The organism is Clostridium sp. YIM B02500, assembly GCF_022324665.1.
GTDB classification, from domain to species: Bacteria; Bacillota; Clostridia; order Clostridiales; family Clostridiaceae; genus Clostridium; species Clostridium beijerinckii.
Map to the genome: position 1 here is coordinate 97225 of NZ_JAKGTE010000016.1, position 24410 is coordinate 121634.

General features: G+C 28.0%; 19 protein-coding genes and 7 tRNA genes. 4 read left to right on the forward strand and 22 right to left on the reverse strand.

The features are described from left to right. Window positions 1–99: 99 nt before the first annotated feature. From mgsA to L1S46_RS14650, 4 genes are all read right to left on the reverse strand, one after another. The gene (mgsA, locus tag L1S46_RS14635; RefSeq protein WP_011967391.1) at window positions 100–459 is read right to left on the reverse strand and encodes a methylglyoxal synthase; all 360 of its coding nucleotides are present in this window, start codon (window positions 457–459) and stop codon (window positions 100–102) included. Between the two features lie 274 nt (window positions 460–733). Beyond that, entirely contained in the window at window positions 734–1978 is a 1245-nt protein-coding gene (locus L1S46_RS14640; RefSeq protein ID WP_238900328.1) for a glutamate-5-semialdehyde dehydrogenase, read from the reverse strand. A gap of 25 nt (window positions 1979–2003) precedes the next feature. Continuing rightward, the gene (gene proB, locus L1S46_RS14645) at window positions 2004–2807 is read right to left on the reverse strand and encodes a glutamate 5-kinase (RefSeq protein ID WP_065416596.1); all 804 of its coding nucleotides are present in this window, start codon (window positions 2805–2807) and stop codon (window positions 2004–2006) included. Between the two features lie 229 nt (window positions 2808–3036). Further along, window positions 3037–3684 (reverse strand): hemolysin III family protein, encoded by a 648-nt coding sequence (locus tag L1S46_RS14650; RefSeq protein ID WP_017209552.1) that lies wholly within the window; start codon window positions 3682–3684, stop codon window positions 3037–3039. Between the two features lie 221 nt (window positions 3685–3905). Between L1S46_RS14650 and L1S46_RS14655 the strand changes: the two genes are divergently transcribed. Together L1S46_RS14655 and L1S46_RS14660 are read left to right on the forward strand one after the other, a co-directional pair. After that, a complete protein-coding gene (locus tag L1S46_RS14655; RefSeq protein ID WP_238900329.1) occupies window positions 3906–4499 on the forward strand; it encodes a DUF1836 domain-containing protein in 594 nt (197 codons plus the stop codon). A gap of 232 nt (window positions 4500–4731) precedes the next feature. After that, entirely contained in the window at window positions 4732–6327 is a 1596-nt protein-coding gene (locus tag L1S46_RS14660; protein ID WP_238900330.1) for an ATP-binding cassette domain-containing protein, read from the forward strand. Between the two features lie 147 nt (window positions 6328–6474). On the opposite strand, the gene L1S46_RS14665 is transcribed toward L1S46_RS14660, so the two are convergent. Together L1S46_RS14665 and L1S46_RS14670 are read right to left on the reverse strand one after the other, a co-directional pair. Continuing rightward, a complete protein-coding gene (locus L1S46_RS14665) occupies window positions 6475–7263 on the reverse strand; it encodes a Cof-type HAD-IIB family hydrolase (protein ID WP_238900331.1) in 789 nt (262 codons plus the stop codon). A 161-nt stretch (window positions 7264–7424) separates the two neighbouring features. Further along, a complete protein-coding gene (locus L1S46_RS14670; protein ID WP_238900332.1) occupies window positions 7425–8009 on the reverse strand; it encodes a TetR/AcrR family transcriptional regulator in 585 nt (194 codons plus the stop codon). Window positions 8010–8390: 381 nt separating this feature from the next. Between L1S46_RS14670 and L1S46_RS14675 the strand changes: the two genes are divergently transcribed. Further along, window positions 8391–9281, forward strand: a complete 891-nt coding sequence (locus L1S46_RS14675) for a phosphatidylserine decarboxylase (protein ID WP_011967383.1) — start codon at window positions 8391–8393, stop codon at window positions 9279–9281. A gap of 34 nt (window positions 9282–9315) precedes the next feature. On the opposite strand, the gene L1S46_RS14680 is transcribed toward L1S46_RS14675, so the two are convergent. The 3 genes from L1S46_RS14680 to L1S46_RS14690 form a co-directional block, all read right to left on the reverse strand. Then, window positions 9316–9390 (reverse strand) — tRNA-Arg (locus L1S46_RS14680). 187 nt (window positions 9391–9577) lie between these two features. Next, entirely contained in the window at window positions 9578–10483 is a 906-nt protein-coding gene (locus tag L1S46_RS14685) for a HAMP domain-containing sensor histidine kinase (protein WP_020372901.1), read from the reverse strand. Window positions 10484–10697: 214 nt separating this feature from the next. Beyond that, window positions 10698–11180 carry a DUF1189 family protein gene (locus L1S46_RS14690; RefSeq protein ID WP_017209559.1) on the reverse strand — a complete coding sequence of 161 codons (483 nt, stop codon included), beginning with the start codon at window positions 11178–11180 and terminating at the stop codon, window positions 10698–10700. 215 nt (window positions 11181–11395) lie between these two features. Here L1S46_RS14690 and L1S46_RS14695 point away from each other — a divergent pair, with 215 nt between their 5' ends. Continuing rightward, entirely contained in the window at window positions 11396–12577 is a 1182-nt protein-coding gene (locus L1S46_RS14695) for a L,D-transpeptidase (protein WP_238900333.1), read from the forward strand. Between the two features lie 77 nt (window positions 12578–12654). Here the strand turns inward: L1S46_RS14695 and addA are convergent, their stop codons facing one another. From addA to L1S46_RS14760, 13 genes are all read right to left on the reverse strand, one after another. Then, on the reverse strand, window positions 12655–16392 hold the full coding sequence (gene addA / locus L1S46_RS14700; protein ID WP_238900334.1) for a helicase-exonuclease AddAB subunit AddA: 3738 nt from the start codon (window positions 16390–16392) through the stop codon (window positions 12655–12657). 92 nt (window positions 16393–16484) lie between these two features. Beyond that, the gene (gene addB, locus L1S46_RS14705; protein WP_238900335.1) at window positions 16485–19964 is read right to left on the reverse strand and encodes a helicase-exonuclease AddAB subunit AddB; all 3480 of its coding nucleotides are present in this window, start codon (window positions 19962–19964) and stop codon (window positions 16485–16487) included. Next, the gene (locus L1S46_RS14710) at window positions 19961–20476 is read right to left on the reverse strand and encodes a GNAT family protein (protein ID WP_238900336.1); all 516 of its coding nucleotides are present in this window, start codon (window positions 20474–20476) and stop codon (window positions 19961–19963) included. The genes addB and L1S46_RS14710 overlap by 4 nt, the downstream gene beginning before the upstream one ends. Before the next feature lie 125 nt (window positions 20477–20601). After that, a tRNA-Ser gene (locus tag L1S46_RS14715) sits at window positions 20602–20692 on the reverse strand. Between the two features lie 18 nt (window positions 20693–20710). After that, a tRNA-Ser gene (locus L1S46_RS14720) sits at window positions 20711–20801 on the reverse strand. Between the two features lie 243 nt (window positions 20802–21044). Continuing rightward, a tRNA-Ser gene (locus tag L1S46_RS14725) sits at window positions 21045–21135 on the reverse strand. Between the two features lie 30 nt (window positions 21136–21165). After that, window positions 21166–21256 (reverse strand) — tRNA-Ser (locus L1S46_RS14730). Window positions 21257–21372: 116 nt separating this feature from the next. Then, window positions 21373–21600 (reverse strand): DUF1667 domain-containing protein, encoded by a 228-nt coding sequence (locus L1S46_RS14735; RefSeq protein ID WP_011967376.1) that lies wholly within the window; start codon window positions 21598–21600, stop codon window positions 21373–21375. A gap of 16 nt (window positions 21601–21616) precedes the next feature. Continuing rightward, window positions 21617–23002, reverse strand: coding sequence for an FAD-dependent oxidoreductase (locus tag L1S46_RS14740; protein ID WP_077831830.1), 1386 nt, complete (start codon window positions 23000–23002; stop codon window positions 21617–21619). A gap of 2 nt (window positions 23003–23004) precedes the next feature. Beyond that, window positions 23005–23526 (reverse strand): transcription repressor NadR, encoded by a 522-nt coding sequence (locus tag L1S46_RS14745; protein ID WP_023976926.1) that lies wholly within the window; start codon window positions 23524–23526, stop codon window positions 23005–23007. Window positions 23527–23540: 14 nt separating this feature from the next. Next, window positions 23541–24056, reverse strand: coding sequence for an HD domain-containing protein (locus L1S46_RS14750; protein WP_238900337.1), 516 nt, complete (start codon window positions 24054–24056; stop codon window positions 23541–23543). Window positions 24057–24141: 85 nt separating this feature from the next. After that, a tRNA-Ala gene (locus L1S46_RS14755) sits at window positions 24142–24217 on the reverse strand. Between the two features lies 1 nt (window position 24218). Beyond that, a tRNA-Ile gene (locus tag L1S46_RS14760) sits at window positions 24219–24295 on the reverse strand. Window positions 24296–24410: the final 115 nt, after the last annotated feature.

The window sequence follows — 24410 nt, forward strand, 5'->3', positions numbered from 1 at the left end:
CTATCTCAAATTTAACACTACTTTTTCTAAAAATGTACTTATCATTTGATAAGTACATTTTGTTTTTGTATATATGATTTTAACTGGTTTGTCCATAATTTAAAATTGTTTAATTATAAGTTCTGCTGTTTTTATATTAGTAACAACAGCTACATTATGTACATTACAAACTCTAAGCAATGCTGATACATCTGGTTCATGAGGTTGCGCTGTCAATGGATCTGTAAAAAATATTACTAGATCAATCTTTCCTTCTGCAATACGACCACCTAATTGTTGATCTCCTCCATATGGACCAGATAAATATCTCTTAACTTCAAGACCTGTTGCTTCTGATATCTTCGTTCCAGTTGTTCCTGTAGCAACTAGCTCATATTTAGCTAGTACATCCTTATACTTCTTTGAAAATTCAATAATATCTTCCTTCTTTTTGTCATGTGCTATTAATGCTATTTTCACGATTATCATCCCCCTTTTTAGATCCATTTGATACGTTTTCACATTGGATTATACTATACTTTTTTACAGTTATAAAGTCTATTTAATATTATTATTTTATCATATAAATATTTATATGTTATTACAACACACTTTATATATTTTAAGATTATTTCCTTGGCAATACCTAATTATGTTGATTTATTCATGAAAATATTAATTTATTATCTTTAATTATTATAATATATAAGAATATAAAGAATATCATGAAATAATATTCTTTATATTCTCTGTATTATCTTATTTGGCCATTTCCATAAATTATATATTTGATTGTTGTTAATTCTTTAAGTCCCATTGGACCTCTGGCATGTAACTTTTGAGTGCTTATTCCTATTTCTGCACCAAAACCAAACTCTGAACCATCTGTAAATCTTGTTGATGCGTTAACATATACAGCTGCTGCATCAACTCTTTGTAAAAACTTTTGTGAATTTTTATAGCTCTCTGTAATAATTGCTTCCGAATGCCCTGTTCCATATTTATTTATATGCGAAATTGCTTCATCTACATCTTTAACTACTTTTACGGCAATTATATAATCTAAATATTCTTTTCCCCAATCCTCTTCAGCAGCCTTCTCAATGTCGTTAATTATAGATTGTGATACTTCATCACCTTTAACAGCAACGCCGTTTTCTCTTAAGGCCTTAACTACTATCGGCAAAAAGTCCTCCACTATCTTTTCATTTATAAGTAACTTTTCAGCTGCATTACAAACAGAAGGTCTTGATGCTTTTGCATTAATAACAATGTTTTTTGCCATTTCAAAATCGCAGTCTCTATCTACATATATATGACAATTGCCTGTTCCTGTTTCTATAACTGGAACAGTAGCATTTTTAAGAACAGCTTGAATTAATCCTGCTCCACCTCTTGGAATAAGAACATCTATAAATTCATTTAATCTCATCATTTCAGTTGCAACTTCTCTACTTGTATCTTCTACTAACTGTACTGAAGCCTTAGGCAAACCAGATCTTTCAATTCCTTTTGTTAATGCCTTAACTATAGCTTTATTAGAATTAATAGCTTCACTTCCGCCTCTTAGAATAACAGCATTTCCAGTCTTTATACAAAGTCCTGCTGCATCACAAGTTACATTAGGCCTTGCTTCATAAATTATTCCAATAACTCCTAACGGTACTCTCTTCTGACCTATTTGTAATCCATTAGGTCTTTGCCACATAGATATTACCTCACCTATTGGATCTTGAAGTTTTATAACATCTTTAATCCCTGCTGCCATACTTTCTATTCTTTCATCTGTAAGTGCTAATCTATCTAGCATAGCTTTTGAAGTACCTTTCAATACTGCCGCATCCAAATCTATCTTATTAGCTGATATTATATCTCCTTTTGCCTTTATCAACTCTTCTGCCATAATCATAAGTGCATCATCTTTTTGCTTTGTTGATGCAATACCAAGATCATAAGAAGCATTTTTAGCATTTTGTCCTTTAATTATTAACTCACTCATTTTTAGCCCCCATTTCTTATTTTACCTACGATACAAATAAAGTTCCTATTTCTTCACCCTTCAAAATATCTATTATTATATCTGGTTCACTTCCATTCGCTAAAATCATATCTACTCCTGCTTTTGTGGATGTCTTAGCTGCTGATAATTTTGTGATCATTCCACCAGTTCCTAGATTTGATCCTGCACCTCCAGCGCACTCTTCTAACTCAGGAGTTATTTCTCTAACTTCATTTAGTAATTTTGCACTCTCATTATTCCTTGGGTCTGAATCATAGAACCCATCTATATCAGATAAAATTATTAACAAATCTGCGTTAATTAATGATGCAACTATTGCCGATAAATTATCATTATCACCAAATCTAACTATATTCTCAATTTCATCTATTGAAACTGTATCATTCTCATTTACTATAGGAATTATCTTATTATCTAATAAAGTTTCAAATGTATTGCATACATTTTCCCTAATATGATCATCTTCTACTACATCTCTTGTGAGTAACACTTGCCCAACCACATGGCTATATTCTCCAAAAAATTTACTATATATATGCATTAGTTCGCATTGTCCAACTGCTGCTACTGCTTGCTTTTCTCTTATACTTTCGGGCTTTTCTTTCAATTTTAATTTATTAACACCAACAGCAACTGCACCTGATGTAACAAGCGTAACCTGCTTACCTGAATTAACTACATCAGATAATACGCGCGTTAGCTTTTCAATTCTACTTAAATTAATATTTCCATTATCATAAGTTAATGTTGATGATCCAACCTTTACTACTATTCTACTAGCATCTTTTAACCTTTGACGAAAGCCCATTTTTCCATCCCCTTAAAGTCTATTTATTCTTTATAATTTATCTTACTATACCTAATATATCTTATCAAGTTTTAAAAGATGTTTTATAATAAAACAATCTAGTTCCATATGAATGTAATTATATTTTTATAAAAAAATAAGGATAAAAGGAATACTAAATTTATTTAAAATAAGTATTTCTTTTATCCACTATATAATCTACTAGATTAATGCAACTTAAAATTCTAATTTAAATTATATATACAAATACACAAATAAAATGACAAAGGGTTCCCAACATAATAAATATATGAAATATTTCATGTCTTCCAAAGAGCCATACTTTTATTTTATCTGATTTTAATGCGTATATTATTCCACCTATTGTATACATTATTCCTCCAAGAACTAACCATGATAGTCCAAATGAAGATAAAACTTGAGACATTGGATATATGGCAAATATTGCAAACCACCCAATTCCTATATACATGCTACTGCTGAGCCATCTAGGACAAGTTACCCAACATAATTTAAATGCAATTCCGATTACTGCACATATTGTTACTGCTAGAAATAGATTTATTCCTACCTTTCCATTTAACGCCACTAGGCAAAATGGTGCATATGACCCTGCTATTAATATAAATATCATAGAATGATCCAATCGTTTTAGAATTTTTATTACTTTATCATTTGCTATTACTGAATGATATGTTGCTGATGCGCTATATAATAAAATCATACTTATCCCGAAAAATAAAACTGATACAAACGTTATTGTAGAACTTCCCCTTGTATATACCTTTACTAGCATTGCTATTAATGCAAATAATGATAGAACTGCTCCAATAAAATGAGTTAATCCATTAATAGGTTCTCTTAAATATTTCTCCATTCTTTTACCCTCCCATTTATTCCCACGTAGTTTTAATAACTACGTGTTGCTATATTAGAATTATTTCATATTTTTTTTTATATTGCAACCCTATTTTTGTTTATTTTCTATTTATTAAATAGTATTTTACCCATAAATGCTTGAATTATCTACTTCTTTTCGATAATATTAAAATTATAATAATGACATAGTTTCTATTACTATGTGAGGAGTGAAATTATATGAATGACTTTAATATTGATGCATATATAAATTCACAAAAATCATCTAATAACATTAACTTAAATGATTTTCCTGAAATTGATTTATATATGGATCAAGTAATGCAGCTATTTGAAAGTAAATTAAGCTACACTAAAAGAAATGATGATGACAAAGTTCTTACTAAAACTATGATTAATAACTACGCCAAAGGTAATCTTTTAATGAAAATTAAAAATAAGAAGTATACTAAAAGTCATCTTATTTTAATGGGGTTAATTTATAATTTAAAAGGTGCACTGTCCCTTACAGATATAAAAACTATCTTGAGCCCCATAATTAATGCTTTTGAAAAAGAAGAAGAATATCCATTACATGATATATACCAATCCTTTCTTGATATATATGATTCAAACTTAGATGATTTAAAATCTTCCTCAACTAAAATTTATGATAATATTACAAATCTAATAAGTAATGAAGATAATTCTTTAGGAGACTATGAAGAGAAACTTCTACTTATATGCGCATATGTTAGCATGAGTAATCTTTATAGACGTATGAGTGAAAAAATAATAGATGAATGTTTTGGGCGTGCCAAAAATTATAAATAATATTAATTTTAATTAAGTAATAATACAAAAATTTAAAATTATAGAAATACTTAAAAATGCAAAAATCATTAATTATATGATATAATAAGCAACATGTAGTTAAACTATTTATACGATGCACAATTAAGGATGAAATTCCAAATTAATTTATGATAACATATTTTAACGATAGAAAGGATTTTTTCCCTAATTGTGCATTATTACAATTAAGAAGAAATGAGGTCGAAATATATTGATAAACGTATCAAATGTTAGTTTGAGATTTGGTGGACGTAAGCTTTTTGAAGATGTCAACCTTAAATTCACTCCAGGAAATTGTTATGGAGTTATTGGTGCTAATGGAGCTGGAAAGAGTACATTCTTAAAAATATTATCAGGTGAAATAGAACCTAATACTGGAGAAGTTACAATTGCTCCTAATTTAAGAATGTCCGTTTTAAAACAAGAACATTATAAGTATGATAATTTTCAAGTCCTAGAAACTGTAATAATGGGAAATGAAAGACTATACCAAATAATGAAGGAAAAAGATGAAATTTATGCTAAACCTGACTTTTCTGATGAAGATGGAATTAAAGCATCTGAATTAGAAGGTGAATTTGCTGAACTTAATGGTTGGGAAGCAGAATCCGAAGCATCTTCACTTTTACAAGGATTAGGCATAGGAACTGATCTTCACTTTAAAAATGTATCAGAATTGACTGGTGGAGAAAAAATTAAAGTTCTTTTAGCTCAAGCCTTATTTGGTAATCCTGGAATACTAATTCTAGACGAACCTACTAACGGTCTTGATTTAAAGGCTGTAAACTGGTTAGAAGACTTTTTAGGTAACTTTGATGGAACTGTTATAGTTGTATCGCATGATAGACACTTCTTAAATTCAGTTTGTACTCAAATGGCTGACGTTGACTTTGGAAAGATAAAAATTTATGTAGGTAACTATGACTTCTGGTATGAATCAAGTCAATTAGCTCTTCAAATGTCAAAAGATCAAAACAAGAAAAAGGAAGAAAAGATTAAGGAATTACAGGACTTTATTGCAAGATTTAGTGCTAATGCTTCTAAATCTAAGCAGGCTACTTCTCGTAAAAAACTTTTGGATAAAATTACTTTAGATGATATTCAACCATCAAGTAGAAAATATCCATTTGTAGGTTTTAAACCTGAAAGAGAAGTTGGTAATGATATCTTAATGGTTAAAGATTTATCAAAAACAGTAGATGGTGTTAAAGTATTAGATAACGTAAATTTCATAGTAAATAAAGGTGATAAAATTGCTCTTATTGGTAATGAAATAGCCGTAACTACATTATTCAAAATATTATCTGGAGAAATGGAACCAGATAACGGTGAATATAAATGGGGAATAACTATAACTAATGCTTACTTCCCAGCTGATAACTCAAAATACTTTGACGATTGCAATCTTTCTTTAGTAGATTGGCTTAGACAATATTCAGAGGAAAAATCTGAAAGCTATATCAGAGGATTCCTAGGCAGAATGTTATTCTCTGGTGAGGAAGCATTAAAAGAAGCCAATGTATTATCAGGAGGAGAAAAAGTTAGATGTATGTTGTCTAAAATGATGCTTTCTAATGCTAATGTATTAATGTTAGATCAACCTACGAATCACCTTGACCTTGAATCAATTACAGCTGTAAATAATGGTTTGAAAGATTATAATAGTAATATATTATTTGCTTCTCATGACCATCAGTTCGTTCAAACTATAGCAAATAGAATCATAGATATTAAAGATGATGGTTCTATAGTTGATAGAACTATGACATTTGATGAATACTTAGAATTTTCTAATTCTAATAAATAATAATTTAACCATATAAATTAAGATTATATGTAATATACTTATAATAAAAAGTTCAGCATTTCTATAAATTGCTGAACTTTTATATTTCTTTAATAAATTATTTTCCATTTAATTTGCTGAATAAGTTATAATCTCTAAATTAATCTTTTATCTTAGCATATCTTCTATTACTTCAAAAACATGATCTACAAGATTATCAGCATATGGTTTAATTAGTTCTTCTACTGAATTAAATGTATAACTATTATTGGTAATCTTAAACATGGAAATATCATTCATTGAATCGCCGACCGTATATAAGCTATCAACGCCTTTATTTTCATCTTCCAAAATCATCATAATTGCATTTCCCTTTGAACAATTCTTTGCAACTATATCTACAAATACTTGATTTCTAAAAGCTTCTATATACTCATCATATTCATTTATCAACTTTTTTCTTACCAATTCTGATTTTTCTATAGATTGAGATACATTAAATACACTCATAATTTGTGAATCTGATACGCTACTCAATGCTTCTTCTAATGTTACCCTATTAGAAAAATGATTAAAAAAATCAGCATCTACAGCTGAAACATCAACTAATTTATTTTCTATCATATAAGTATCATTTCCATCATCATAATATATTAAGGAATCTCCTATATCATAAAAATCAGCTATTATTCTATTTTGTATTTTATTCGGTATTGATTTCTCATGTATAATATTGTTTCTGTTATCCATTATCACTCCACCATTACACATAACCAAGTAATCATACTCAAATGGATATTCCTTTAAAATACTATTTACTCCTTTTAAACTTCTTCCTGTTGAGATTATTATCTTATTTCCAAACGCTTTTAGTCGCCTCAATGCATTTAAATCCTTTTCTGAAATTTTGTTATCTCTAAATAGCGTTCCATCTAAATCACTCGCTAAAAATTTCATTAGTATCCCCCAGTTCCCTCGTTATTTTATTCAATTTGGTAATGATTATATATACTGCTCATAAAAAATGTCTCTCTATACACTCCCTATTTATATTTAATTATAAGTGTAAACTAAAACTAATTACATTTATCTAGAATCTAAAATATAAACTTCATATTTTAAATATATCTATTTATATCTATTCCTAATCCATTCAATGTAAACTTAATAGTACTCTCTATAATATCTTCTAAATTTATCTTCTCTATATGTATAGATTCATATATTGCAGATGAACATAGTGATCCAAAAAATTGGAATGCAATAAGTTCTACATCTCCTTTTTTAATTTCCCCAATTTCCATTGCAGTTCTTATATTAATTTCAATTTCATTTATATACTTTCGTATCTTATGACGCAATTCATTTTGTCTATGCTCAGTCCCCCACAACTGGCTCATTACTATTTCAAAAAAATCTGTATACCCATATAAAAATGTTAATTGTATTCTACATATTTTTATTAATTTTTCAATAGGACCTATATTGATATTCTGAACTTCAATAACTTGATTTTGTAATATTTGCAATCCCTCCTCAACAATGAAATTAAATATTTCCTCTTTACTCTTGAAATGATAGTATAATGTCCCCTTTACAAGTCCAGCATTGGCAGCTATATCATCCATAGTAGCACCTCTATATCCAGATTCAGAAAATATTTTTATTGCCGATTTAAAAATCAAGTTCTTTGTTTTGTTCATAACATTTCTCCTCATTTTTCAATAATTACTTATGTTAATATTATCAATATATTATATCATTTAGTTCATTATTAAACCACAATTCTACATATTACTATTTATATTAAAAATGAAACTTTCAGTACATATAATCTTACTTTTGAAATTTTGATTATCTGTGATAAAATTAATATTAAGGTAAAAAATAAACTATGTATGTTACACATAATTTATTCAATATATCAGTTTTTCTATATTATTTACTAAATGATTATTCTATAGATTTAACTAGATATATCTAATTAAAATAAGAAATGGAGGATACTTGTCATAACTGTAACATTATAAATCTTTAGAGCTGTTATCTCTAAATTATTTAATAAAGTTTTGACATTTGTATTTATGATTCAAGTATATAATAGAACTACAAAATCTTATGAAGAAGAACTTATCGCTGGAAAGAAATATATAGAATGGACCTATGAATCGCCAGTTGGTAAAACAATTACTGAACTTATTGCAAAGAAAAAATTATTTTCTAAGTTATATGGGAAGTATTGTGATACAAAGCTAAGCAAATCCAAAATTTCACCATTTGTAGATAGCTTTAATATTGATATGGCTATGTCGAAGAAGAAAATTAATGAATTTAAATCTTTTAATGATTTCTTTACAAGAGAATTAAATTTTGATGCTAGACCAATAAATTCAGATAATAATATATTAATCTCTCCAGGAGATGGAAGAATAACTGCCTATGAAGACATTGACTTAGATAATATAATTCAAATTAAGGGATTAACTTATAGTTTAAAAGAGTTAATTAATGATGATAATGTAGCTAGTAAATATAAAAATGGAATATGCGTTGTATTACGCTTATGCCCTACTGACTATCATAGATTTCACTTTATAGATTCTGGTATTCCATATGAAAATCATCCTATAAAAGGGCACTATTATTCTGTAAATCCAATAGCTTTAAAATCTGTTCCTAAACTTTTTTGTGAAAATAAAAGAGAATGGTCTTTATTTAAATCAGATAACTTTAAAGATGTACTTCATATAGAGGTTGGTGCTACATGTGTAGGTTCAATAATTCAAACTTATTCCCCTAGAGTTAGAGTAAATAAAGGTGACGAAAAAGGCTATTTTAAATTTGGAGGATCTACAACTATATTATTCTTTGAACAAGGATCTATAGAAATAGATGCTGATATTATAGAACAATCTAAATTAGGCTTTGAATGTAAAGTTATATTTGGTGAAAATATTGGTACTAAAGTTTTATAAAATAAAAAGAATGGGTTACCCATTCTTTTTATTTTGGCAGAGCGTGAAGGAATCGAACCCTCAATGTACCGTCCGTAGCGGTATGTTATATCCGTTTAACTAACGCTCCATATTCAATTTTTACAACAAGTTTATCTTATCACAAGCGGTTATAATAATCAAGTTTATAATTTGATTATTCTCATAATTTTATAAATTTAATACTATTATTCAACTTAGTCCCATATACAATTTGGAATAAGTTATCTAAAAATTAGGTTTAATTTTTAGATAACTATCCTTGTTCATGATGACTTTTACAAATATATATCAGAAAACTCTACCTCAAGTACTTCCACTTTACTTTTAATATTTAAACATTTATCTCTATTATTTTCATCATCCTGTAATCTTTCTATTGGTAGCTTAATTATAAATTCACAACCAGAATTCTCTTCACTTTTCAATTCGATACTACCATTATGAGCTTGAGTTAAGTATCTAACTAGATCAAGACCTATCCCACTTCCCGAATTCTCAGATTTTTTATTTCTTGAAGATTGAACAAATCTATTAAAAATTGTATTTTGTTCTTCCTTTGGTATCCCAATTCCTTCATCCCTTACCGAAATAGTTAATTGATTTATACTTTTCCACGCATTTATATATATATTACTTCCCTTTGGCGAGAACTTTATTGCATTAGAAATTAAATTCATTATTATTCTATCTATTGCTTCTGGGTCTACTGCCATTATGCACTCTTCAACATTTGTATCAAAAACTAAAGAGATCTCCTTCTGCTTAGCATATTTATCTATTGAAGATATATTCCACTCTATTAAATTAATTACATCTAAATTCTCTCTTTTAATACTATAATGATTTTTTTCTAATTTTGTTGTATCTATTAGATTGTTTACAAGTTTTAATATTTTATATGAATTTCTTTTTATAACATCCATGTGATCCTGGCATTTACCATACCTTTTAATATCTTTATAATCATCCTTGTAACATTGTAAAACACTTAAAATTATATTTAATGGTGATCTCAAATCATGTGAAATATTCAAAATAAAATCTTCTTGATTTTTCTTAGATTCTGATAAATTAATAAGTTTGCTAACTAATTCATCTTTCGATAACTTAATAAGGTCATTTCTATTCAATATATTTTCCCTATCAATCTGATTATCTTTCAAAATATTAACCTCAACCATTTTTAAATCCCCTTTTGTAATTTTTTTTACTTTTTTTACCATATACCCTTAATATATAATATCACATAACTTCCCGGCTAACAACCATATTAAATAAATTTGATATGATATTTCTAATTCCAAAAGATTATATAATTGTTCATTTAAGTTTAATAATTGAATATTACAAATTTAGATAATAATTTGAAAAATTTACATATATATTCTTATATTACTAAGTATAGTTTCTTATTATTTCATCCTTTATATACTTTAATATCAATATTACATAGGTTAATGTTCCAACAATAAACATAGTATCAAAGCTTATATTAGGATTAGCTATTTCTAGTATTATTTGTATTATTAATGGCAATGTAGCCGCATATAAGGTTAAAGAATATAAAGCTATATATTTGACTACCATTCTTAAAAATACTGTAAAAAGCGCTGCAACAATTGATACAATTAAGGAATTTAATAGTAAATTAAAAAGTATTATTGAAAAATATGCTACCGTTTGATCTACTAAAGATATTATATCTAAATTATAATTCTTATATTGAACAAATGCACTCTTTAAGCCTCCTAATAAGAAACTAAGGAATATTGCATATGAGATTGATCGTAATATTCCTTCTTTCGCATATTTAGAAAAAACCTTTATGTCATATATAGAAGTTATAAGCTTTATAAAAAAATTAGTTTTATTAGTCATTTTCCCCTCCAGATAAATATTGTCTACTTTCATAAGGCCTATTAAGTATATTAACACATATTAAAATTAGTTTAAACTTCAAGGTTTATTATTTACTTTTATTGTCAATATTATATAAATAAAAGAGGACTTTGTAATTAAATAAAAAATTAATCGGCAATATCTTATTCAAATTCACTCTAAATATATTAGTTACTTCATTAGGAGGCATTTATTTGAGCATAAATACATTTTATTATAAAAAGTTAAAAACTAAAAAATTACCTAAAAGAATTATATATGTACTAGCTTTGTTAATAACATTATCTTCTAGCTGCTTTTATGAGTTATACAGTTATAATAAACTTTTAAATAACTTCAAATCAGATTTTGATAATTATAAATTTTCTGAAGCTAATAACTTATTAATAACTAAACAAAACTTTAATCCATTTAAATTATCTATGATTAGTCATGATGTATCCAAATATCTTAGAACTAAAATTAATACTTTATCAGATGAAATCCAAGATAAGAAAATTTCTTCTGAAGATGCCTTAATTCAGTTTAAGGAAATAAAACGTTATAATCTAGTGAATGATGATGATCTACATAATGCTTCTGATTCAATAGACTTAATTCAAGATTCTATTAAAAATTATAACTCTGGTATTAATTCTTTTAATAATGAACAATATTCAGAGGCCATTTCATTCTTTAAAAAAGTTTCTGCTTTAGATCTTAACTATACAGATTCACTTATATACCTAGATGAATCAAAAAGTAAACTAAAGGAGGATTTATTTGCTTACTGCGATAATTTAATTAGCAATGATTACTATAGCGAAGCTATGTCTAAAATTTCAGACAATAATGATCTTTTAGGTGATGACATAGATGTAAAAGAAAAGATAGCAGACATAAAAGAAAAACAACAAGAATACTTAGATAAAAATTCAGCTATTGCTGAAGCTTCATCGCGTGCCTTGACAACCAATATTACATCGAAAAATATTAATACATTAAATATAGAGAGTACAACACCTTATCTTATAAACGTAAACATCCAAGATCAAAAGACTTATGTTTATAAGGGAAAAGCTGACAAATGGCAATTGGTTAAAACATTCCCTTGTTCTACTGGAATAAGTGGAGAGGATACACCTTCTGGATCATTTACTACTAAAGAGAGAGGGGATTGGTTCTTTTCAGAAGAATATCAAGAGGGTGGTAAATATTGGACTCAAATTACTGGAGATATTTTATTTCATTCAGTTCCATTTGCTAAAGACAAAACTACAGTTCTAGATTATACCATGAATAAACCTTCTTCTCATGGTTGTATTAGACTCTCTATAGATGATGCCAAATGGATCTTTACTAACATACCTAGGGAAAGTAAAGTTATAATAAAATAACTATTAAAAAAAGCAAGAAGACACATATAAATTTATCTTTGTCTTCTTGCTTTTATTATGATTTTACTTAAACATATTTATATTATTTGAATTTCCTTTTCTAAGTAAAATGAATATAAGTACTTATATTTAACCTTTTTACCTGTTAACTTAAATATTGCATCACTATAATAATCTAATTGTTTCCTATACTTATCTTTAAATTCATCTTCATGACCTTCCATGATATAATCCGTTTTGTAATCTATAAGTATAGTATCCCCATTATATTCAAAGAAACAGTCAATTATTCCTTGTAATCTTACCTTTTCATCCTTATATATATTATCAAGTGTTTTATCTACTTCTAAACTGCTTATCTCTGTATAAAAAGGTATTTCTCTATAAATCTTTTCTCCACTACGATTTAACTCAAGAACTTTTTTCCCTAAATCCGACCTAAAAAAACTCAGTATTTTAGTAGGATTAATTACCTTTAATTCTTCGCTAAGCAAAAGCTCCTTTTCAAATAATTCATGTAATTGTTCTTTAATTTCCTCCGTAGACGATACTCTATTAAAATCTATTTTTTTCATTGCAAAATGAACTGCAGTACCTTTTTCGGAAGGAGTAAGACCTTTCTTTTCTTGAAGAAACTTAGGGACAACTTTTACTTTTTCTCTGTATAATTGTTCAGTATCATAATCTTCTTCTGCATGCCTTCTCTTTAAATCTGAAACTGAAATATTACTTTTAATTGTTGTCGAAGCTTTAAATGGATATTTATATGATAATATTTTATCTACTTCTTCATATAGAGAATTATCATATGGTTTATTATTTATTGTTGTTAACTCATATCCTTCTCCTTGTTCTAACACCTCTGTCTTTGTCTTATCAATCAAGTCACCCTTATTCCAAAAACTAACCTTCCATCTAGAATTATCATCCCTTAATATTAGATTTTCAATTCCAAAAATTTCTGATAAAACGCTACCATCTCTATGTTGACATAGTGACATACAAATCCAATCTAAATATGACTTTCCTTTTAAAACTTCCGAAGGTGATATACGATTATACTCTAAAGATGCTGATCCTAACCACCTTTCAGCTGATTTTTCAAGATTTCCTACTGTCCCTGTCATAATCAACTTTTCCTTTGCCCTAGTACATGCTACATACAGTATTCTCATTTCCTCCGACAATGTTTCAAATTTCATCTTTTTCTTTATTGATTCTTTAGCTAAAGTTCCTGTGCTGAACCTTTTTACTATATCTATAAAGTCTGGGCCAAGTCCTAATTCATCGTGGTACAATATGTTTTTATTTAAATCCATAAGGTTAAAATTCTTTCCTAACCCGCATAAGAATACCACCGGAAACTCTAGCCCCTTACTTTTATGGATACTCATAATTCTTACTACATCCTCATTTTCACCTAATACTTGAGCACTTCCCATATCACCTGAAGATTTTATAAGCTTATTTATAAAATTTATAAAATTAAATAATCCCTTAAAACTCGTTTTCTCAAATTGCCTTGCTCTTTGAAAAAGTATTTTTAAGTTTGCTTGCCTAAGTACTCCATTTGGCATAGCTCCAACATATCCATAATAAGCAGTATCCATATATAAATACCATATAAATTCATCAATTGCCATATAAATTGATTTATTTCTCCACTTGTCAACGGAATTAATAAAATACTTACATTTAGCTATCAATACATCCGAGTAAGACTCATTAATTGAATTATAAGCTTCTTCACTTATATATTTTATATTTTCATAAAAATAATAATCTTTATTTACAAGTCTAATATCACTTATTTCTTCTGCTGAAAATCCCATAATTGGTGATCTCATTACTGATATTACTGGAATGTCCTGCATTGGATTATCAACAACCTTTAAAAGAGAAATTATTGTTCTAATCTCAATTGATTCAAAATAACCAGATCCTGTATCTGCATACACTGGAATTCCTTCTGCACTTAATTCATCTAATAATGACTCTGACCAGTTTTTAGTAGCTCTAAGCAGAATAACTATATCCTTATATTTTAATGGCCTATATTCACCAGATTCCTTATCTAAAACTTTAAAGATTTGTTCATCTTCATTTTTTGACATTAGTTCTTTAATTCTTTTAGCAACGATTCTGCCTTCTAAAATAACATTATTTATTTCTTCCTGTTCCTCATTATCTTCTACAACCGTTTCATTATAGCTTTTATCAATTATATTAACTTCAATAGGTCCTCCAACAGTTGTATCTTTGAATTTATTTTCCTTAAAGTCTGCACCTAAATTTAAAGCTTCCTCATCTGTATATTCTAACTCTCCAACAACTTCAGACATTACTTCTTTAAAGATGTAATTTACTCCATCTATAATTTCTCTTCGGCTTCTAAAATTTTTATATAATTGAATTTTTCTATTTACTCCATTACTTGAATCATATGTATTATATTTTTCAATGAATAATTCAGGTTTTGCTTGTCTAAATCTATATATACTTTGCTTAACATCCCCAACCATAAATACATTTGGATTATCATCATTTTTTCTGGATACTAGGTTTATTATTGTTTCTTGAACGTTATTTGAATCTTGATACTCATCAACAAGTACCTCATCGAAATATTCTTTAAAATTCATTGCAATACTTGATGGAATTATATTATTCTCATCATCATAATCACTTAATATTTTTAAACATAAATGTTCTAAATCATTAAAATCTAATATATTTCTTTCACGTTTTCGTTTACTAAACCTAGCACTAAATTCTAGAACTAATTCTATCAATTTTTTTATGTAGGGATATGACCCTTGAATATTCCTTAACATTTGCTGTGGATTTACTGAATATGCATTATTTAATAATTCAGATATTCCTTTTTTAACATCATCTCTAATTTTTTTTACAGTATTTTGAGACAGCTCATCTGAAACCTTATCTTTTTTTATAGATTTTAATCTACTGAATTGTACTGATGATAATGAATTAAACATTGCCTCAAGTCCATTATCAGTAGATTCATAAGCCTTCTTTATATAACTTAATTCCATTAATAAGTTATCCATATAAGGTTCTAATCCATCAGTTTTGCTCGTAACCTCAATGGCCTTTTCTAACATTTTAACATACCCATCTAACTCAATTTTTACGCTTTGAGCTAAAACTCTCACCCAATTAGTTCTATCCAATTCATCTAATTGTTTAATATTAAAAGACTCAGCACTATTAGCAAGCCATTTTTCAGGCCATGGACCTGACATTGTAAAGCTATATAAATCTAATACTAAATTTTTTAAATTATTATCATTTTTGTAGCTACTAAATATCTCAACCAAATTAGTAAACTCAGTATCTTCTTCCTCGTATTTATCTTCGAAAAGTTCTTCAATAACTTCCGATTTAATTAGTATTCCTTCAGTCTGATCACCTATTCTAAATGATGGATCTAGATCAATCCTATGGTAATTATTTTTAATTACATCTAAGCAAAACGAATGCATTGTAGTGATATTAGCTCTATTTAACAGCGTTAATTGCCTCTGTAGATTTTTAGACCTAGGATTATTCTCTAATTCCTTTGATATCGCATCTGCTATCCTTTCCCTCATCTCAGCAGCTGCTGCATTAGTAAAAGTTACAACCAATAACTTATCTATATCAACTGGATTCTCTTCATTAGTAATTATTCTTATGATCCTCTCTACTAAAACAGCAGTTTTACCTGAGCCCGCTGCAGCTGCAACTAGTAAATTACAATTTCTCGTTTCAATTGCACTTAACTGTTCATCAGTCCATTTTGTATTACCCATATATAAATCTCTCCTGTACTAATTAAAATCGCTTTAACTGTAAGAAAACCTAATTAATTTTAATAAAAAATATATTAGATTCTTTTATAGCACTATACTTCCTCATTTTCAACCTTAATTAATTTATTAGAATTATCAATTTCTTTTTTTATATTATTCCATATATCATTTGTAGATTTGTTTATTATAATTTTGTATTTATTGTCTTTTATTTCTGTATCAAATTGGCATATTGATGAAAAATCACAGTATTCACAATGAGCAATGTTAGAATTCTTAGTCGGCTGAATTTTAATATCTCCACTTAGCATTTCTTCACATATCTCTATCATCTTCCTATTTACATATTCTCTAAGTATTCTAAACTCCTCTTCTGTTACAACATCACTGGTTGCCTTAAAACTTCCATCAGCCTTAAATGATGCTGGTATAACCAATGAATATCCTTCTATATCCTTATCCATAGCTTTTACAACCCTCGCATCTTTTAAGACTAATCCTTTCATCTTTAAAGCACTTAATACTTCCTTCTCTACTTCTTCGTCAGTCATTTCTTTCTTGCTTTTTATTATAGGATCATCTATTTTAAAGTATAATATTGCTCCTGGCTTTACTTGTTTATCAAGTATATATTTTGAATTCTTTATAAGTGCATCTAAATAGACTAATAATTGCATTTGTAATCCATAATATATTTCATTTAAATCAAATTTTTTAGCTCCAGTTTTATAATCTATAATTCTTATATAAGTTTCGCCATCTAAATCTAACTTATCTATTCTATCAATTCTTCCTTGAAGATACACCTTTTCATTATCATTCAAATCTAATGTTATAGCTTCTCCAGAGCTATAACTTCCAAAATCAAATTCAGTTTTAAATACTTCAAATTCACCTTTTCCTATTTGACTTGCAATAACTGAAACAGATTTAGATATTACTCTTTTAAATCTTTGCGCTAAATATTTAAATTTCTTAGTGCTATTTAATATAGAATTACTTTCATCCATTAACTTCTTATCAATAAGGTTAGATATTATCTCCTTACATTTTTCATTGCTTAAATCAGACCATAGTACTCCATCTTCTCTAACTTTATTAGTGAATGAATCAAGCATTTCGTGTACAAATGATCCTAAGTCTGGTGGTGTAAATTCATATACCTTTCTATTTTTAGCTTTTAGTCCATATTGAACAAAATAAGAAAAAGGGCATTCTGCATACTTTTCTAACTTTGAAACACTAAATACTAACTTTTCTAAGTCATTCTGATAAAGTTTTCTAAGTTTGTTTTTTGAAACTTTATCTCCAATGTTTGAGTAACTAAGCCCCTTAAATATATTTTTAACTTTATCCCTAAACTCATCATTGTTTTTAAACCATTCATATACCTCAGACCAGTAAGGCTCTATATATTCATTATCAAAATCTTTTCTCATAGAAATTATAAGTTCATTAAATGTTGGAATTGGTGCAATAATTTTGCCAAATTTATTTTCAAGAATTTTCAAATCATAAATTGCACTTTCTTCAATTAAATTAGGAAATATCTTTTTAATTCTAGATATTACTATAGATGGTCTTAATGATTTACCTTCAAAATCAGCCATTGGATATAAAAGCATTAAATATTCACTACTAATTGTTAATGCCATATATAGTAGATACTGTTCTTCAAAAACTTTATTTCTAGTTGTTGATGATAAATTTATTCCAACCTCACCTAATGTTGTTCTATCTCTATCAGATAATAAACCTTCCTTTTTCTTGGATGCCGGTAGAACTCCATCATTAATTCCTACTATGTAAAGAACTTTAACATCTCTGCCCTTTATTCTTGCTATATCTCCAATATTAACCTGATCTAATGCTACAGGTATAATTCCTATCTCTTCATTGGCGAAGCCAGAACTCAATATTCTAAAAAACTCAGAATACTCTAATCTCTCTTCGCCTATAACATCGACCGCTTGATCTAGAATGTCTATAACTATACTTTCAACCTGACTATATTCCTTAACCTTATCTTCTAATCCTAATTCTTCAAAATTTTTGATCCATTCATTAATTCTGTCAAAAACTTTTACATCCACTAAAAACTCATAAATAGCTGAACATATATCTTTAACTTTATGTTTTCCATTTATTTTATTATGAAAAATCATCAATGGATATCTTATCTCTTCCATAATTTCAGCTATTAAAACTTTATCATCCGTCAATTCACTATTTCCTATAAACCATTTCTCATTTACTATTTCTCTTGATGTCCATTTATAACCCTTTACCCCATACTCTAATATAAAGTTCTCTAACCTATCTATATATGAATTATCTATGCCAGTTAAACCACTCTTTAAATATTTAAATACACTTTCATAAGACCAATTCTTAAGCAAAATTTCAAAAGCAGAACTTATAAGTACAATCAATGGATTACTTAGTAATTGAATCTTTTTATCTAAAAAGTATGGAATATTATAATCTTTAAATATTACTGATATTATTTTTTCATAATCGTCTATATTTCTACAAACTACAGATATATCTCTATATCTATAACCGTTTTCTCTCACCAAACTTGTAATACTTTTTGATACTCTTTCTATCTCGTCATAAATATTACTTGCTTTGTAAAGTGTTATTCTCTCAGGGGTCTTATCATATTCATTAAATGGGTAAGAAAAAAAATACTTTTCTATATGATCAAGTTCCAGATTATCTTTAAACCTATAAGGAATTGCATTATTTAAGTTGACTGGATTATCATAAGCTATATTGTTCTCTTTCATTATCTTTAATATTTTATTTTCAGTACTCTTTATAATATTGAATACATCAGTTATATCTTCAGAGTTGTTGTTTAGAGATTTATTATCAATACAAAAAGTTATATTAACTCTTCTGCATCTCTTGGCTAATACCTTTATAATATCTAGTTGTTGGGGTGTAAAGCTAGTAAATTCATCTATCCAGACTTCAGAATCTACATACGCGCTACTTTCTAATAACTTTTTATTTAGTAATGTTAACTGATCATCTCCATCAATGTAATTTTCATGCATTTTTAAGTTAAATGCTTCATAAATTATCATCAACTCTTTAATTTTTTGATATAATTCATTATCATTTATTTTCTCATCTATTGCTCTTATACTATCAATGCTAATATTATACTTTTTAAATTCCGAAATCACTTCTGATATAATTTCATTAAATCCTTGTTCTCTAGACATCCTATTAAAATAATTCAAAGACTCAATATTTTCATTTATAACTCTATGAATTAGCATATTCCTTCCAGATTCCTTAATAATCTCTTTAACTCTTCCACCATATTCTTCAAAAATATTATGAGCCATTTTCTTAAAACTCAGCACCTCTGTCCTAAAAAAAGCATGTTCTCCTATTTCATGTAATATTTTATTTTCGGTCGTAAATGTATATTGTTCTGGAACTAATAGAATTAACTTATTTAAATCTAATTTCTTATCAATATTATTTTTTATCTCGTCAATGCAAAATTTACTCTTGCCTGTTCCAGATCTTCCATAAACAAATCTTATACTCATACGTATTTTCCATCCTCACATTTTAAATATGAATTATATCTTTCTCTAATTATCCCCATAATTATAATATCTATATATTCTCTATCTATATAACTAGAATATCTTTTAATATGCTCCTCTATAAACCCACATTTTTTATAGCAATTTATAGCTCGTATATTATAACTAGCGACGTATAATTCTACTTTCATAGCATTAAGCTTTTTAAATAAATATCTTAGAAGAGTTTTTATAGAATCTCCCCCATAACTTCTTCCCCAATACTCGCTACCTATCGTTATACCAATGCAGTATATCCGACTATAATATCCTTTCTCCTTGTACGTTACAAAACCAATTAAATTATCATCCTCATTCACTATACTTAAAGCTTTTCTTAAATCTACTTTATTATCCATGCTATCAATTATTATATTATACTTTTTAACTTTCTCTTCACTATGTAACTTGAATAATATACTTACATCTTCCTTTTTTAGTACTCTTAAATGTACTTTGCTGCCGCTTAGCATAATTCACCTTCTTATAATAATTAATTTATTTTATAAGCAGACATATTAATTATAATATTTCAAGTTTATTTTCTCCATAAAATTAATTCAAAACAAAAAAAACATCTAACAATTCGTTAGATGTTTGGCGGAGGATCCGGGATTTGAACCCGGGCGCCAGTTACCCGACCTACGCCCTTAGCAGGGGCGCCTCTTCAGCCACTTGAGTAATCCTCCATGTGCCTTCTATTTTAATGGCGGAAAGATAGGGATTCGAACCCTAGGTACGCTTACACGCACGCCGGTTTTCAAGACCGGTGCCTTAAACCAACTCGACCATCTTTCCATGTCTCACAACAAATATGATTATATCAACTAATTTTATTCATGTCAACATATTTATTGCAATAAATTTAAATTTTTCACTTATCTAAACTTAATTTTAGCTATGATTTACAGAACGTCAAATAATTTAGAATAGTAAGTTTTGTTTATTTAGAATTTATATAAATTCTAAATAAACAAAACTATATGTTTCACTAAGACTAACTAATTATACTAAAAAAGCACCTAACAAATGTTAGATGCTTGGCGGAGGATCCGGGATTTGAACCCGGGCGCCAGTTACCCGACCTACGCCCTTAGCAGGGGCGCCTCTTCAGCCACTTGAGTAATCCTCCAAATAAATTTTATATTTTTAGACAAAAAAATGGCGGAAAGATAGGGATTCGAACCCTAGGTACGCTTACACGCACGCCGGTTTTCAAGACCGGTGCCTTAAACCAACTCGACCATCTTTCCACATCTAGTGACATGTATCATTATATCAATTACTTATACTTATGTCAACTATTTTATAATATTTTATTAAAATAAATTATTATAAAATATTAGCTTATAGATTTAATGTTTAGCTATTATTTTATCTTCCGTGTACATATTATATCTACGCCAGTATTAAGTATATTCTTACAAATATTATCGCCAATATTAGTAGGAGTACTAACATAAATCCTACTAAGAACCTTTGAAAATTCTTTCCATAAGTGCTTCTCAACGCTTTTATTACTTTTTACTGATACAACTTTGTAATTGATATTACCTTTTACTCTAACTAAACTGGTAAAAACATCTTTATTAGGCATTACTAATTACTCCAATCTAAATTTCATTAAACTCCTTAATTCTTCCAACTAAAATTTGTGAATCCATAGAATCATCTACTATATCTAAAACACTTTTATCCATCTCTCTTGCCAATATCTTTATTATCTTTATATTGCAACTTGAACCATTGCAGTTTCCAAGACCTATCCCTGTACGCCTTTTCACTCCTTCTACTGTTCTTGCACCTAAAGGTCTTCTTATTGAATCAATAATTTCTCCCTCAGAAATATTATTACAATTACAAATAATATTGCCATAACGCTTATCAAGAGAAATTATTCTATTTATTTGATCTTTAGTCATCTCTCTAAATATATATGTCTCTCTCTTTTTATCAATATAATCCTTTTTCTTCGTTATATTCATACTTACTTTAACTTTCTTTTCAATATCCTGAGCAATTGCTGGTGCAACTGATATTTTAGCATAGTGATTTCCTACAACCTTTATATAACCGGCCTCTAAATTACTGTCATCTATTAACATATCATTTTCGCTATATACTTCTGTAAATATATTAACTATTGACTCTTTTTTTATATTTTTCAATATTCTTTCTGGTAATTCTAATTTAGCGCTAAAATTATCACTAATCTTAATTCCAATTAAATTTTCATTTTCCGATATTGGCACCTTTATCATAGAATTTTCTTCATCTATATCTTCAATAATAATATTCTTTAAGTTATCACCTATACTTTTCTTAACTATTATACACCTAACTTTTTTATTTTTCATTTCGCTTGTTACATTACTACACATATCATTAAAGGATTCATTTGGAATTGTATTAATAACTAGTTTACAAGTAAACTTATTTTTATTCGTAGTTACTCTGAATCCCTTAGAAATAGTCTTAATATCTATAACCTCTTCTTCTAATCTAAAATTCACTCCATTATCTACAGCTATTTCTGCATATGAAACAGCTAGGTTATATGGTGATATTATTGAAGTATTCTCAGAATAGATAGCTTTATTTGCTTTTAAATTTAAACTTGGTTCCACATTATAAAGTTCATCACTATCTATTATACGAAATCCATCTATTCCTCGATCCATAGAATCACTGTACACTTTATTTAATAGTTCGCCACTCTCATCTAAGAAAAGCCTTAATGAACCAATCTTATTATATCTAACATTGAACTTTTTACAATGCTTCCTTATTATATCAATACCTCTTTTCTCCAAGAGAGCCATCTTACTACTACTTGATTCTGAACCATCATAAACTACAGCTGTATTTGCAAATGAAATATCGTTTGCAACATCATATCCCTTTTCAATTAACGCTATATTTATATTATATTTTGAAAGTTCATAGGCGACTGCACATCCAATTATCCCACCGCCTAAAATTAGTACATCATAATCCATTACTAGTCCTCCAAATCTGAAACTATAAAGTTGTTCTTTTTCAATTCCAATATAATTAAATCAATATCATCTTGAGTTTCAGCTGCTATTGTGTGAAGATGAACTCCATTAGTTAATGCAGATAGTAATTTTGCTTTTTGTTCCTTATATTTTTCAATAAATTTATTTAACTCATTATAATTCTTAATCATAAGCATGCCTTTTATTTCTCCATACAATGGATGCTCCACTACTACATCTTCAATCATTCCACCATATTTGATTACTATACTTAATTCCTCAATCATCTCATCTTCAGTATGAATTACTGCAATAATTGCTTTAGCTTTATTATTATTTGCATTAATTATATATCCATCTGGAGTTGCTATTATATTTTTACCTTTAGCTCTAAGAATTGCTATATCTTTTACTATAACCTGTCTAGTTACAGAATATCTTTTTGCTATAAAGCTGCCTTTCAAAGGCTCATTACTTTCTAGAAGTAATTTAATTATATCCTCTCTTCTCTCAATAGAATTCATATTTCCCTCCTATTTTAATTGCAATCATCAGATATACTTAATACTTTTAAATATATATTTTTCGAGTCAATATCACTTTTATTATGATGATACTTGATAGAATTTATTACGTCTAAGCATTCATTATTATTAATACTCTCAATCATTCTTGCTCCAACTTCCGGATGATTATAATAACTTATTATTTTCTTATTTTTATTATACTTCAAAAATTTTCCGCGAGTAATACTATTTAAAAAAACAATAATGCCTTTATAAAATATATTTAATTTAGATTCTAATTTTCCTATGTCATGCAATAATGCACACCTAGCCATCCTTTTTTTATCGATATCAACTATATTATTATCCTCTATATATTTTATAGCCGTTCTACAGACTCTTATTGAATGTTGCCGCTCTGATTTAGTAAGTTTCATAAATAAATTCAACTCAGAAATACTAAGATACATCTTTAGTATTTCCATATCTTCCTTAACGAATATAGATTCTATTGCCCAATAAAATTGTTTTATTCTATATAAAAACATTCCTATCTCCTATGCTTATTCATACTAAACATAATTAAATAATTGTATAATAAAAGAAGTTATGAATTAATTCATAACTTCTTAATGGTGGAGATAAAGAGATTCGAACTCTTGACCCCCTGCGTGCAAGGCAGGTGCTCTCCCAACTGAGCTATACCCCCATGGTGGACCTTCAGGGACTCGAACCCTAGACCTACCGGTTATGAGCCGGTTGCTCTAACCAACTGAGCTAAAGATCCGTAAGTTAAATTTCTTTAACTTAACTCTTGTAATCTACAAGATTACCTCGCAACGTCCTACTCTGCCACACAGTCTCCCATGCAGTACCATCGGCGCTATAGACCTTAACTTTCC

What these genes read in the sequence shown, in the direction of transcription:
- L1S46_RS14640 (WP_238900328.1), bottom strand. Translation starts at nt 1,978, where the DNA reads ATGAGTGAGTTAATAATTAAAGGACAAAATGCTAAAAATGCTTCTTAT.
- proB (WP_065416596.1), bottom strand. Translation starts at nt 2,807, where the DNA reads ATGGGCTTTCGTCAAAGGTTAAAAGATGCTAGTAGAATAGTAGTAAAG.
- L1S46_RS14650 (WP_017209552.1), bottom strand. Translation starts at nt 3,684, where the DNA reads ATGGAGAAATATTTAAGAGAACCTATTAATGGATTAACTCATTTTATT.
- L1S46_RS14655 (WP_238900329.1), top strand. Translation starts at nt 3,906, where the DNA reads ATGAATGACTTTAATATTGATGCATATATAAATTCACAAAAATCATCT.
- L1S46_RS14665 (WP_238900331.1), bottom strand. Translation starts at nt 7,263, where the DNA reads ATGAAATTTTTAGCGAGTGATTTAGATGGAACGCTATTTAGAGATAAC.
- L1S46_RS14670 (WP_238900332.1), bottom strand. Translation starts at nt 8,009, where the DNA reads ATGAACAAAACAAAGAACTTGATTTTTAAATCGGCAATAAAAATATTT.
- L1S46_RS14675 (WP_011967383.1), top strand. Translation starts at nt 8,391, where the DNA reads ATGATTCAAGTATATAATAGAACTACAAAATCTTATGAAGAAGAACTT.
- L1S46_RS14685 (WP_020372901.1), bottom strand. Translation starts at nt 10,483, where the DNA reads ATGGTTGAGGTTAATATTTTGAAAGATAATCAGATTGATAGGGAAAAT.
- L1S46_RS14690 (WP_017209559.1), bottom strand. Translation starts at nt 11,180, where the DNA reads ATGACTAATAAAACTAATTTTTTTATAAAGCTTATAACTTCTATATAT.
- addA (WP_238900334.1), bottom strand. Translation starts at nt 16,392, where the DNA reads ATGGGTAATACAAAATGGACTGATGAACAGTTAAGTGCAATTGAAACG.
- addB (WP_238900335.1), bottom strand. Translation starts at nt 19,964, where the DNA reads ATGAGTATAAGATTTGTTTATGGAAGATCTGGAACAGGCAAGAGTAAA.
- L1S46_RS14710 (WP_238900336.1), bottom strand. Translation starts at nt 20,476, where the DNA reads ATGCTAAGCGGCAGCAAAGTACATTTAAGAGTACTAAAAAAGGAAGAT.
- L1S46_RS14735 (WP_011967376.1), bottom strand. Translation starts at nt 21,600, where the DNA reads ATGCCTAATAAAGATGTTTTTACCAGTTTAGTTAGAGTAAAAGGTAAT.
- L1S46_RS14740 (WP_077831830.1), bottom strand. Translation starts at nt 23,002, where the DNA reads ATGGATTATGATGTACTAATTTTAGGCGGTGGGATAATTGGATGTGCA.
- L1S46_RS14745 (WP_023976926.1), bottom strand. Translation starts at nt 23,526, where the DNA reads ATGAATTCTATTGAGAGAAGAGAGGATATAATTAAATTACTTCTAGAA.
- L1S46_RS14750 (WP_238900337.1), bottom strand. Translation starts at nt 24,056, where the DNA reads ATGTTTTTATATAGAATAAAACAATTTTATTGGGCAATAGAATCTATA.